This window comes from Xanthomonas sp. CFBP 8152 (assembly GCF_014199025.1).
Lineage (GTDB): Bacteria > Pseudomonadota > Gammaproteobacteria > Xanthomonadales > Xanthomonadaceae > Xanthomonas > Xanthomonas arboricola_B.
On the sequence record NZ_JACHNO010000002.1, the window covers coordinates 937,697 to 949,267 of the forward strand.

An 11,571-nucleotide genomic window follows, 5' to 3' on the forward strand; every position below is an offset into this window, starting at 1 on the left:
CTCCGGTTTGCACTCCGGGCACTGCATGCAACCCCGCATACGTTTACATCGCATTACATGCCACGCCGACGAGCGGGCGCCGCGTGCGGGAGGCGCGTGTTCGAGCGCCGTGCCGGCGAACGCTCCGGCGCTGCCTGTGCAATGCGCGCCCTGCCCGCGCCCTCCCCACCGGCACGGCGTGCCATCGCTCGCGTGCTACCGTGCCGGATCACCGGAGCGCGCCGCGACCGTTGCAGCAGCAACAGTCACGACGCGGTCTAATTGCCAGCCACCGCTCGCCGATCACCGCTGAATTCGCCATGCCCGAGTACCGCTCCAAGACCTCCACCCACGGCCGCAACATGGCCGGCGCCCGCGCACTGTGGCGCGCCACCGGCATGCGCGATGGCGACTTCCACAAGCCCATCATCGCCATCGCCAACTCGTTTACGCAGTTCGTGCCCGGGCACGTGCACCTGAAGGATCTCGGCCAGCTGGTCGCGCGCGAGATCGAACGCGTCGGCGGCGTGGCCAAGGAGTTCGACACCATCGCCGTGGACGACGGCATCGCCATGGGTCACGACGGCATGCTGTATTCGCTGCCCAGCCGCGAGATCATCGCCGACTCGGTCGAATACATGGTCAACGCGCATTGCGCCGACGCGCTGGTGTGCATTTCCAATTGCGACAAGATCACCCCCGGCATGTTGATGGCCGCGCTGCGGCTCAACATCCCCACCGTGTTCGTCTCCGGCGGGCCGATGGAAGCCGGCAAGACCAAGCTGGCCGAACACAAGCTCGACCTGATCGACGCGATGGTGATCGCCGCCGACGACAGCGCCTCCGACGAAAAGGTGGCCGAGTTCGAGCGCAGCGCCTGCCCCACCTGCGGCTCGTGCTCGGGCATGTTCACCGCCAACTCGATGAACTGCCTGACCGAAGCGCTGGGCCTGTCGCTGCCGGGCAACGGTACCGTGGTGGCCACGCACGCCGACCGCGAGCAGCTGTTCCTGCGCGCCGGGCGCGTGGCGGTGGAACTGTGCCACCGCTGGTATGGTGGCGAAGATCCCACCGCCCTGCCGCGCGGCATCGCCACCTTCGAAGCCTTCGAAAACGCGATGACGCTGGACATTGCGATGGGCGGCTCGACCAACACCATCCTGCATCTGCTCGCCGCCGCGCAGGAAGGCGACGTGCCGTTCGGCATGCGCGATATCGACCGCCTGTCCAAGCGCGTGCCGCAGCTGTGCAAGGTCGCGCCGAACACGCCCAAGTACCACATCGAAGACGTACACCGCGCCGGCGGCATCATGGCCATCCTCGGCGAGCTGGCGCGTGGCGGGCTGCTGCATACCAACGCGGCCACGGTGCACGCACGCACGCTGGCCGATGCCATCGCGCAATGGGATGTCACCCAGACCGACGCGGAGGCCGTGCACACGTTCTACAAGGCCGGCCCGGCCGGCATCCCCACGCAGATTGCCTTCAGCCAGGCCACGCGCTGGGACAGCCTGGACACGGACCGCAGCGAAGGCTGCATCCGCGATGTCGCGCACGCGTTCTCGCAGGAAGGCGGCCTGGCCGTGCTGTACGGCAATATCGCCCGCGACGGCTGCGTGGTGAAGACCGCAGGCGTGGACGAATCCATCCACGTGTTCGAGGGCAATGCCCGCGTCTTTGAGAGCCAGGATTCGGCGGTCAAGGGCATCCTCGCCGATGAAGTGAAAGCCGGCGATATCGTGGTGATCCGCTACGAAGGCCCCAAGGGCGGACCCGGCATGCAGGAAATGCTCTACCCCACCAGCTATCTCAAATCCAAGGGCCTGGGCAAGCAGTGCGCCCTGCTCACCGACGGCCGCTTCTCCGGCGGCACCTCGGGCCTGTCGATCGGCCACGCCTCGCCGGAGGCCGCTGCGGGCGGCGCGATCGGCCTGGTGCGCGACGGCGACAAGATCCTGATCGACATTCCCAACCGCTCGATCAATCTGCTGATCTCGGACGAGGAACTTGCTCTTCGTCGCGCAGAGCAGGATGCCAAGGGCTGGAAGCCGGTGGAAGTGCGCCCGCGCAAGGTCACCACGGCGTTGAAGGCGTACGCGTTGCTGGCGACCAGTGCGGATAAGGGTGCGGTGCGGGACAGGGCGATGCTGGACGGCTGAAGCATTGCCATGAAGACCGCGGATTCTTAGCGCTCTTCATCGTATCCGGGCATCGGACTGTGGAAGGCCTTTCAGTCCCAACGCCTGACCGCAAACGCCACAGCGGGTTGGCTTTGCTTGCCCGCAGCGTCACCCACCGCCGATGCGCAGCCCATCCAGCGGGCTGCGCACCGCAGACGCACCGCGCCCGAGCACATGCGTGTAGATCTACGTGGTTGCCACATCCTTGTGGCCCAACAGCTCCTGCATGGTGCGCGCGACATCCTCGGCCGAGAGCACTACTGGAATGCGCAGCGGCAGCTTGGCGCGCACCAGATTCTGCATCCAGGGCAACCGCACGCCCGGACCTCGCGATACAGAAACAGCAGTGCCGCCAGCGCCTGATTCTGCGTGCCGGCCGACACCTGGCCGCGCGTCGCCCGTTTGGTGAGAAGCACCTCGACCTCTGCCCGCCGCATCTGTACTGGATGCCGTTTGCCGTTGGCCAGAATGAAGCGTCGGATCCAGCCCACATACGCCTGCTCGGTACGCAGACCCGCGCTTCAATGCAACATTGGACCGGCATTGAAGCAGTTCGGAGGCAATGACTGGCTGGTGTATGGCTGCACTGATGGCCGTTCCGGAACCTCTGAACAACGCCCCCCAGATGCGCGACACTACACACCTACGTTGAGGAGTGATCCATGCAACTGACGTTCGGTGACGCTGAGGGCCTGGGCAAGCGCAAGCAGACCCGCCGCGAGATCTTCCTGAGTGAGATGGAGAAGGTGGTGCCGTGGAAGCAGTTGCTTGCGCTGATCGCACCGCACTATCCGGTGTCGGGGCGGCCGGGTCGGCAGCCGTACGTACTGGCGACGATGTTGCGGATTCATCTGCTGCAGCAGTGGTATGCGTTGAGCGATCCGGCGATGGAAGAAGCGCTGCACGAGATTCCGACCTTGCGGCGCTTTGCCCAGCTCGGTGGCTTGGACGACATTCCCGACGAGACCACGATTCTCAACTTTCGGCGCCTGCTGGAGACCCATGGCTTCGCCGCACGAATGCTGGAGGCCGTCAACGCGCATCTGGCGCGCAAGGGCCAGAGCCTGCGGTCGGGAACGATCGTCGATGCGACGCTGATCGCTGCGCCCAGTTCGACCAAGAATGCCGACCATGCACGTGACCCTGAGATGCACCAGACCAAGAAGGGCAATCAGTATTACTTCGGGATGAAAGCGCACATTGGCGTAGACGATGTGTCCGGATTGGTGCACCACGTGGAGTGCACGGCGGCCAACGTCGCCGATATCACACAGGCGCACAAGCTGCTGCATGGCAAGGAAGACACGCTCAGCGGGGATAGCGGTTACACGGGTCTGGAGAAGCGTGCGGAGATGGCGCGCAAGCGCAAGTTGCGCTACCTGATTGCAGAGAAGCCGTCCAAGCTCACGCAGGTCAAGAACGCGCGCGAGTTGCAGTGGACCAAGCGCTGGGAGCACGCCAAGGCCAGCCTACGGGCGAAGGTGGAACATCCGTTCCGGGTGATCAAACGCCAGTTTGGTTACGTCAAGGTCCGCTATCGCGGCCTGGCGAAGAACACGGCACAGGTGCTGACGCTGTTTGCGCTGTCGAACCTGTGCATGAAGCGAAAGCAATTGCTGCCTGTCGTGGCCGAGATGTGCCTGTGATCCGGGGAATTGCGCGAAAAAGCACCGAAAACGATGGAAATTCCAACGTCTGAGCGCAGCTCAGCGTGCCGATGTCACATGTCTCGTCATTGGGTAGTGTTGATCAGACCATCCTTCCGTAGTGGTCGCTGCCGGTGCGCCCAATCCTGCCACTTCGTTCGTCTTTATCCTCACGCCGTACGGTAACGGCGGCATTGAGTTGCACGGCGAAGGTACTGGGACCGAGTCCGCCACCAAACCCGCGTATGACAGTCTCAACAAGATGTCCAGCTCGGACCTGGCCGCGCTTTTTCAGGAGGCTAGTCGTGCCAATGGGCGGTAAGCTGACAGGGGCATTGGCTGGAAAAGCTGGGTTTCAGCATCGGCAGCAAGCTGCAGATCGCCGTGCGCGATGGAGAACTGGTGGCGACTGTGGCGCCATGCCGAGGCCAAGGAGCCTGATCGCCTGAATGACGATTCGTGAGTAGATGGGCCAAGAGTTTTCTCATAGCCTCGGCTAAGAGCGGACGGTCGAGTCAAGAGGGTAAGACTGCATCGTTGGCATCCATCCAGCGAGTACCACCCATTCGTTGATTGGAACAATCACGTCCTTGTATGCTCGGTTGACACAGATATTGCTTTGACGCTGGCTAGGGCACCGGGCCAACGTTCTTCGATTCCTCTTCGGCGGGCGCTGCCAACCAGTCAATGGAGACTAACCTGTGCCCGCGATCAATCGTCGCCAACTGCTGCTCGGAAGCCTATCGCTCCCCTTGCTAGGCAGGCCATCCGCCAAGCAAGTACAAATGCAACCCGCGGGGGCCTCGTTCGAATCACTTCTGCGACCCACCGTCCATTCGGGGGGCGAGCGCTGGAAGCTCACAAAACGCATGTCCCATTACGGCGTACCAGGCGTGGTCGTAGCGGTCCTTCGCGACGGACAGGCAGTGGCTACGAAAGGCTACGGGACAAGACTGGCCGGACATGATTCACCCGTTGGGCGCGACACCCTGTTTTCCGTTGGCTCGGTGAGCAAGGTCGCGACCGCTACACTTTGCCTGAAGCTGGTCGCGCTGGGCAAACTGGACCTCGATGTAGGCGTTGATCGCTGGCTGCGCCGTTGGCACTTGCCGAAGGGGCCCGACGGCGATACCAGCGACATCACCCTACGAATGCTGCTGTCACACACCGCTGGCTTCAACGTCCATGGATTCAAGGATTTCGAGCCCGGCGCACCGTTGCCATCGCTTGTACAGACATTGAATGGCGTATCGCCAGCGTTGAACAAGCCCCTGGAACGGATTGATCAGGCGGGAAGCCGATCCCGCTACTCGGGAGGCGGCTACATGATCGCCCAAGCTGTCATGGAGGATGCGATGGGGCAAACCTTCGGGGCGTTGGCCCGCCAGTACTTGTTCACTCCGCTAAAAATGCGCCGCAGCCGGTTTGATGCGGCTCCTGCGGTGGACACCGCCGACATTGCTCACGGCCACGACAGCAGCGGCAAGCCTGAGGCCTTGCCCCGCGGCTGGCAGAGCTTTCCCGAACTCGCCCCTTCCGGGTTGTGGACGTCAGCCGACGATCTCGCCCGGTTGGTCGAAGCACTCTGTGCCAGTTATCGCAGATCCAATGGCTTTCTGCCGCAAGCGCTGGCGATGGACATGATGACGGCGGTTTCGCCGGGCACGTTCGGCTTGGGGCCACGGCTGGCCGGAGAAGGCGATGCCAGAATCTTCCAGCACGCCGGGGCGAACGACAGCTACAAGGCCTACATCGAGGGCAACCTCGACAGTGGCGACGGCCTGGTGATCGTCAGCAACGGCGCAAACGGTGACGTTCTGGGCGATGAGATCCGCAACGCCGTGTCCGACTCGCTGGGTTGGACGGGCGATTGGTCGGTGAAGATCAGCCCTGTAGCCGCTACGGGTTTGTTCAACGAGTTTGCCGGCACATATCTTCGGCGCCCATGCCAAAGCCACGAGATGCTAGGGATTCTGGACACCGGCTTCGATATTCCGGACCTCGCTGTGCTTCGCACTCCCGATGGACTGGAGTTGCAGGTGAAGGGAAAGCGCAGACCCCTCATGCCCGTAAGCAGCAACCGATTCGTGGTCCCCGATGCGTACATCCCGGCTGGAACGTTGCAGATCGCATTCAATCGTGGAGCAATGCATGAGGTGGGAAGCCTGATGATTGTCGCGGGAGGCGGTGTTGCGATCTTCGATAGGCAGGCGCGGTGATTTGCTTCAAGCGTTCGAAAACGCCCGCGTATCGCATCCGGTTCGGTCGGTTTGGCAGGGTGACTTCTGCGGATCGTAAGTAGTTAAGGCAACGCTGATCAAGCCCCGTTTCCACGTTTCGCGGGGAGGTTGGATGCACATAGACGATGGGGCGCGTAGATCGCTGTGCCCATTCAGGGCAATCCCGGTGATCGAGGCCTCCGTTGGGAGGCCTCTGTGCTTCATGTGGGCAACCTTGCGCGCGCCAGGTACAGGTTGGCCAGCCCCAAGGCCACGAAGCTGCGCGTCGCGTTCTTCTGCAAGCCCCGATAGCGCACCTTGTTGAAGCCCCACAGCCGTTTGATCACCGCAAACACGTGCTCGACCCGTGCTCGGATCCGCGACTTGTCGCGGTTCTTTCCTCGCTGTACTTCGTCAACCTGGCCGCCTCGCCTGGTCCGTTGATTGGTGAAGTCTTTCGCCTTGGGCGCATGCGCCTGGATCAGCGTCTTCTGGCTGGCATAGGCACTATCTCCATACACCCGCCGCTCATCGCCATGTAGCAGGTCTTCCAACAGATGCTTGTCATGCACGTTGGCCGCCGTCACCGCCGCGCTGTGGGCCAGGCCCGTGCGGCTGTCCACGCCAATGTGCAGCTTCATCCCGAAGTACCACTGCTGGCCTTTGCGGGTCTGGTGCATCTCCGGATCGCGCTCCTTCTTGACGTTCTTGGTCGAACTGGGCGCGCCAATCAGCGTGGCGTCCACGATCGTCCCGGTGCCCAGCTTCAGACCCTGCTTCTCCAGTTCCTGGTTCACCTGCAAGAACAGCTCCGCGCCGAGGTCGTGGGTCTCAAGCAAGCGCCGGAACTTCAGCAGCGTGGTCGCATCGGGCACCCGCTCACGCCCCAGGTCGATGCCCACGAACCGGCGTAGCGCGGTGCTGTCCAGCAACGCCTCCTCGCAGGCCTGGTCGGCCAGATTGAACCACTGCTGGACGAAGTACATCCGCAGCATCCGCTCCAGGCCAACTGGATGGCGACCTTTGCCGGCCCTGGGATAGTGCGGGGCGATCACCGCGCACAGTGCCACCCACGGCACCAGCGTCTCCATCCGTGCCAGGAACACATCGCGCCGCGTCGGGCGACGGTACTGTTCAAACCCGTTGCCCTGGTCAGCTGACATTGCCAAGGTCTGCTGCTTCATCGGCTTGCACCACCATCGCTGCGAAGCACTTATCCTCGCATCTTTGGAACTTGATCAGCGTTGCCTTAGGCAGCAAGAGTCTCAGCTCTTGCGACAGCTTTGTGTCCAACTGGCAATACCAAAAAAAAGGAGGTGTGTGATGTTAGATGGTATCTATCACGTAGATTTCTCTTCCAATTCCAGTTCGTTCGGAGATGGGATCGCTGTCTTTAAGGGGGCAGTGTCAACGGTGGTGACTCTGGCTACATCTACTCAGGAACCAAGAGTGAGGGTGACAGCTCATTTACTTCCAAGCTCACGATCAAACGTTGGAATCCATCCGCCCAATCCATTTTTGGTCCCGTAAATGAGTTCTCGCTTGAACTTAGCGGCAACACTTCTGCGGCCAATGACTTCATCGCTCAGGGCCACGTTGCAGGTCAGCCACAGCTTAAAATTACTATCAGGGGCAAGTATCTTGGGGCCGCTGCTTAATTGACATTAGGCCCGTGGAAAACGCCGCGAGCGGTATTCGCCCGCTCGCGGCGTTGTTCGGCCTATTCCGCCGGTATGATCGTAAGGCCGCGCTTCGTCACTTTCACTCGCGCTTTTCGGCCCACTATCAACCCCGCCGCTTGTAGCCAATCACCACTCAGACGCAAGACTGGCACCTGCCTCGGTCGGTAGCGCAGTTCGACATCCTTATGCTGGCTTTCGTAGTAATGGTAGCCAACCGTCAGTAGGCGAGTCTTCGGCAAAGGCTTGCGCTTTGTAGCCATTTCATTCTCCTAGAGTGCGTTCATTTCGCCCCCTGTTCAGAAGGGCGGCCGGGCGCTTGAACACCGCTCTAGGACGGCCCGCAGTTTTCCCCTTTCGGGTGTTGTATGGCTGCGCGCCACCCGGCCACAGAAAAACACTGGGCACAAAAAAGCCGCATAGCTTTCGGGCGCGGCCTGCCGCCTAGAGAAGGTGTGTTCAGCACCTTGGTCAAATCTAGCGCTGCCCATCGCTTGAGTCAAGGCACGGGAAAACCCCGAGGTCCGCCTAGTTGTGGCATGCTTGACCAGCGGTAGCGGCGCGGGGACTGCAGGCGCATCTACCTAACAATTCATTCAAGCCGAAGCCGCTTCGCGGCTCGGCTTAATTCAGGCGTTAGGCGCTCGGCATTTTCTTCGTTGCGGTCATCCGATTGCTTTGTGCGCATCGGCTGACGGACACTTGGTTGATGGCTTGGTCGGAGAGATCACTTGGCAATCCCTGCAACGGACGCATTGCGTGACAATCGGTTGGCTGGCTTGCCAGCAAGGTCGGCGACTTGCCTTGAGCACCGTTGGCCTAACAACTCAATCAAGCCGAACTGGCTTCGCCAGTCGGCTTATCTCGGGCGTTAGGCATCTGGAAGCCCTCCCCCATGCGAGTCTTCGCATCCTGCATGTCATGCCAGCAAGAACTCGGACATCCCAGTTTCGAGCCAATCTTTGCGCCCTACTACGAGGACAGGCTAGCGCCCATCAGATGCTCGCGTGGGCACGATTCCATGCTGATGCTTCAGAGCCTCAAGTTTGAGGTGTTGCTTGAGTCTGGTGCTGCCGCGCTGGCGGCAGGTTTCACGCTGGAAGCAGTCGCGAGCTTCTCTGCAGCTCTAGAGCGATTCTTTGAGTTCTGCACGCGGACGATGCTTATCCATCAAGGGCTGCCAGCATCAGACATAGAAGCGGTATTTTCAGAGATGTCTCGCCAGTCCGAACGTCAGCTGGGTGCCTTTCTCACGATGCATCGCCTTGTCCTTGGCACAGCCTACGCGCCGAGCAAGAAGATAGTTGAGTTTCGCAATGCCGTGATTCACAAAGGCCAGATTCCTACGCCCGCCGAAGTAGACGATTTCTGTACCAAGGTCTACACGGAGGTACTACGCACTACAAAAGCACTCAAGGACCGCTGCGGCGCCGCAATTCAATCTGTTGTTTCAGAAGACATGAGAGCGCGGGCGTCTAAGCTTCCGCCTGGCACGAAGGTAGCCACGATGGCTGGTGGCTCCTTCTTCTCGCTAGTCTCAGATACTCATCCACCCGACTTCAAGTCTGCGTTTGAAGCCCACAAGAAGTGGGCTGAGCTCCTTGCGCAGGCGCTACCGCACATGGAGCGACTCAACAAGTCACTCCCGCCGCGTCCCGCAGATGCCTGATCCCTCCATCGAGAAGACCCGCCCCAGCAAGCCGGAGCGAGCTTCTCATGTCAAACGTTAGGCGTGTGGCTTCTTCTTCGGCATGGCGCCGCCGCTTGCACCAACCAATCCGCCAACTGACACTTGGCAGGTCACCTCATCGGACGGTCAACGTGGCAAGCTCTGCATCGGACGCAGCATAAGACAATCAGCCTGCTGGCTCGCAAGCCCTGCCGGCTATCTTCGTTGGGCCGTCTCGGCCTAACCAGTCAATCAAGCCGACTCGCCTGCGGCACGCGGCTTATTTCCAGCGTTAGGCCCCGGAATAGATACTCATGCACGCTGAACTAGAAGACTGGAAAAACGGATGGCATGGGCTGCGACTTAGCTTGCTACCCCAAGAGATTTCTCGTTTGATTGAGTTGCTCCAAGACTTACAGCAAGACCCGGAACAACACTTCCATATCTCTTCGGACTACTCAGCGGAATCTGGGCTTGGTGACATCGAGATCTCGACTGCTACAGATAGCGAGCAGCACAACATGTCGCTCAGCGGGCTCGCACTTGCGCCAAGCACAGATAAGCCGGCACTCGGGGCCTAACAACTCAATCAAGCCGAACTGGCTTTGCCACTCGGCTTATCTCGGACTGTAGGGCGCTGTCTATGCATGCCACTATTCTGCGGGTAACAACTTGGGACAGGTCGCGAGCTTGGACAGATGATGTCGCGCACACTCGCAATATACTGGTTCGTATGCTCCGCGAGTCCTCGCCACTTGGCCACATTCAAGCGAAGCGCTTGGTCAAGGCGGTGCTCGCCGGTACAGAGACAGACCTTCCACTCCAAGACGCAACGCTGGCTCAACCGATGCGCCATGCTCTGCAGTCAATCGGTGCCGATGTCCAGCTTGTCCTACCATCGGCCTAACAATTCATTCAAGCCGAACTGGCTTCGCCAGCCGGCTTAACTCATCCGTTAGCCGGCAAAGGAACCCATGGCGCACCTAGATAAAAAGCAGCGAGGAGTGGCCCTCGGCATGGCTTCGGGCCTCGTCGCTTCTCTGCTCGTTGTATTCCTAGCATCACGGGCGTTCTTGAGCTGGGACGCACCAGATCGCGCAGCCATCAGCTTGTTGTTGCCTGCCACGGCAATGTTCGTAGCTATCGCGCGCATGGCCAAACACCGCTTCTTTACGCCCGCAGACATTGACGGCAGCCCGCTGAGTGTTGGCACTGGTCGTGCTAAAACTCTGCAATCTCTACTTCAAAATACGACGGAGCAGCTAGCGTTGGCACTCCCCGTATACGTCGCCGCCCTACTGAATACGCGCCCCGGTATCCAAGCCGCAGTTCCAGCATGCGCTTGTGCCTTCTTGCTTGGGAGGCTGACATTCTTTGCAACCTACAGTGGCGGTGCGAGCGCTAGGGCACTGGGGTTCGCAATTACGTTCTATCCCACTGTGCTACTTCTGATCTGGCAACTCATGCTGCTTCCATCCATGGTTGCCGGCTAACAATTCATTCAAGCCGAACCCGCTTCGCGGGTCGGCTTAATTCAGGCGTTAGGGCTCATGACAGAATCCCGAACTTTGTCCTTCTCCAACTGGCTCCACCAAGCCGTACCATCCAGCACTCCCGATGGAGTCGTGGCTTACAACTTCAACTTGGCGGAATGCGGCGACTGCGACGTCCCCCCGCCCTGAGTAGCGGCCGGGTTTAGAGTCCTGTAATGACCCACTGAATTCCTGCTCAGGTGTTACTTTCCCCGAAGGAGACACCGATGAGCGAAGTGATGGAAGAAGAGATCAAGCGCTGGACGGCCCGGCGCAAGTCGGCGCTGGTCCTTGAGATCATCCAGGGCAAGACGACGGTGGCCACGGCCAGCCGCCGGTTCGATCTGGCCCCGGCAGAGATCGAAAGCTGGGTAGAGGACGGCAAGCGCGGCATGGAGAACGCGCTGCGGGCCAAGCCCGAGGACGTTCGTGAGCAGTACGAGCGGCAAATGAAGGACCTGCAGGAAGCCTATGGCGAGGCCATGCTGGAGATCCGCGCACGAAAAAAACTGGCCTCCCTGCTGGGCAAGGACGAGAGCTGATGCTCTCGATCCAGCAGGGACTGAAGGAGGATGGTTTCGTGGTGTCGATGGCCAAGCTCTGCCAGTGGTTCGGTGTGTCCAGGCGGACCGTGTATTACAAGCCAACAAAAGCGCCGTCACGGGTG

The 11,571-nt window shown here is 60.7% G+C and carries 10 protein-coding genes and 1 pseudogene; 8 read left to right on the forward strand and 3 right to left on the reverse strand.

Annotated features, from left to right (window positions below; translation table 11 throughout):
* Positions 1-299: 299 nt before the first annotated feature.
* Positions 300-2,138 carry a dihydroxy-acid dehydratase gene (gene ilvD, locus FHT09_RS11660; protein WP_104607477.1) on the forward strand — a complete coding sequence of 613 codons (1,839 nt, stop codon included), beginning with the start codon at positions 300-302 and terminating at the stop codon, positions 2,136-2,138.
* A 278-nt stretch (positions 2,139-2,416) separates the two neighbouring features.
* On the opposite strand, the gene FHT09_RS20295 is transcribed toward ilvD, so the two are convergent.
* Positions 2,417-2,650 (reverse strand): phage integrase N-terminal SAM-like domain-containing protein, encoded by a 234-nt coding sequence (locus tag FHT09_RS20295; protein ID WP_258077299.1) that lies wholly within the window; start codon positions 2,648-2,650, stop codon positions 2,417-2,419.
* 171 nt (positions 2,651-2,821) lie between these two features.
* Here FHT09_RS20295 and FHT09_RS11670 point away from each other — a divergent pair, with 171 nt between their 5' ends.
* From FHT09_RS11670 to FHT09_RS11680, 3 genes and pseudogenes are all read left to right on the forward strand, one after another.
* Positions 2,822-3,805 carry an IS5 family transposase gene (locus tag FHT09_RS11670; RefSeq protein WP_053046035.1) on the forward strand — a complete coding sequence of 328 codons (984 nt, stop codon included), beginning with the start codon at positions 2,822-2,824 and terminating at the stop codon, positions 3,803-3,805.
* A 315-nt stretch (positions 3,806-4,120) separates the two neighbouring features.
* Positions 4,121-4,246, forward strand: a pseudogene (locus tag FHT09_RS11675) (SymE family type I addiction module toxin); the annotation flags it as partial.
* Between the two features lie 428 nt (positions 4,247-4,674).
* Positions 4,675-6,024: a serine hydrolase domain-containing protein gene (locus FHT09_RS11680; protein WP_053046037.1), complete on the forward strand. Its 1,350-nt coding sequence runs from the start codon at positions 4,675-4,677 to the stop codon at positions 6,022-6,024.
* 221 nt (positions 6,025-6,245) lie between these two features.
* Here FHT09_RS11680 and FHT09_RS11685 read toward each other — a convergent pair whose 3' ends face one another.
* Positions 6,246-7,208, reverse strand: coding sequence for an IS5 family transposase (locus FHT09_RS11685; protein ID WP_053045463.1), 963 nt, complete (start codon positions 7,206-7,208; stop codon positions 6,246-6,248).
* Between the two features lie 246 nt (positions 7,209-7,454).
* Here FHT09_RS11685 and FHT09_RS20300 point away from each other — a divergent pair, with 246 nt between their 5' ends.
* On the forward strand, positions 7,455-7,682 hold the full coding sequence (locus tag FHT09_RS20300; protein ID WP_258077301.1) for a GrlR family regulatory protein: 228 nt from the start codon (positions 7,455-7,457) through the stop codon (positions 7,680-7,682).
* A 62-nt stretch (positions 7,683-7,744) separates the two neighbouring features.
* Here the strand turns inward: FHT09_RS20300 and FHT09_RS11695 are convergent, their stop codons facing one another.
* Positions 7,745-7,966, reverse strand: a complete 222-nt coding sequence (locus FHT09_RS11695) for a SymE family type I addiction module toxin (protein WP_080995662.1) — start codon at positions 7,964-7,966, stop codon at positions 7,745-7,747.
* Positions 7,967-8,730: 764 nt separating this feature from the next.
* Here FHT09_RS11695 and FHT09_RS11700 point away from each other — a divergent pair.
* The 3 genes from FHT09_RS11700 to FHT09_RS11710 all read left to right on the forward strand — a co-directional run bounded on the left by FHT09_RS11700 (position 8,731) and on the right by FHT09_RS11710 (position 11,446).
* Positions 8,731-9,372 carry a hypothetical protein gene (locus tag FHT09_RS11700; RefSeq protein WP_144422128.1) on the forward strand — a complete coding sequence of 214 codons (642 nt, stop codon included), beginning with the start codon at positions 8,731-8,733 and terminating at the stop codon, positions 9,370-9,372.
* A gap of 1,130 nt (positions 9,373-10,502) precedes the next feature.
* Entirely contained in the window at positions 10,503-10,865 is a 363-nt protein-coding gene (locus FHT09_RS11705; RefSeq protein WP_053046325.1) for an MAPEG family protein, read from the forward strand.
* 266 nt (positions 10,866-11,131) lie between these two features.
* Positions 11,132-11,446 (forward strand): DUF1153 domain-containing protein, encoded by a 315-nt coding sequence (locus FHT09_RS11710; RefSeq protein WP_053045435.1) that lies wholly within the window; start codon positions 11,132-11,134, stop codon positions 11,444-11,446.
* Positions 11,447-11,571: the final 125 nt, after the last annotated feature.

Excerpts from the sequence above, each read along its gene's own strand:
- FHT09_RS11680 (WP_053046037.1), top strand. The coding sequence starts at position 4,675 with ATGTCCCATTACGGCGTACCAGGCGTGGTCGTAGCGGTCCTTCGCGAC.
- FHT09_RS11670 (WP_053046035.1), top strand. The coding sequence starts at position 2,822 with ATGCAACTGACGTTCGGTGACGCTGAGGGCCTGGGCAAGCGCAAGCAG.
- FHT09_RS11705 (WP_053046325.1), top strand. The coding sequence starts at position 10,503 with ATGTTCGTAGCTATCGCGCGCATGGCCAAACACCGCTTCTTTACGCCC.
- ilvD (WP_104607477.1), top strand. The coding sequence starts at position 300 with ATGCCCGAGTACCGCTCCAAGACCTCCACCCACGGCCGCAACATGGCC.
- FHT09_RS11700 (WP_144422128.1), top strand. The coding sequence starts at position 8,731 with ATGCTTCAGAGCCTCAAGTTTGAGGTGTTGCTTGAGTCTGGTGCTGCC.
- FHT09_RS11695 (WP_080995662.1), bottom strand. The coding sequence starts at position 7,966 with ATGGCTACAAAGCGCAAGCCTTTGCCGAAGACTCGCCTACTGACGGTT.
- FHT09_RS11710 (WP_053045435.1), top strand. The coding sequence starts at position 11,132 with ATGAGCGAAGTGATGGAAGAAGAGATCAAGCGCTGGACGGCCCGGCGC.
- FHT09_RS11685 (WP_053045463.1), bottom strand. The coding sequence starts at position 7,208 with ATGAAGCAGCAGACCTTGGCAATGTCAGCTGACCAGGGCAACGGGTTT.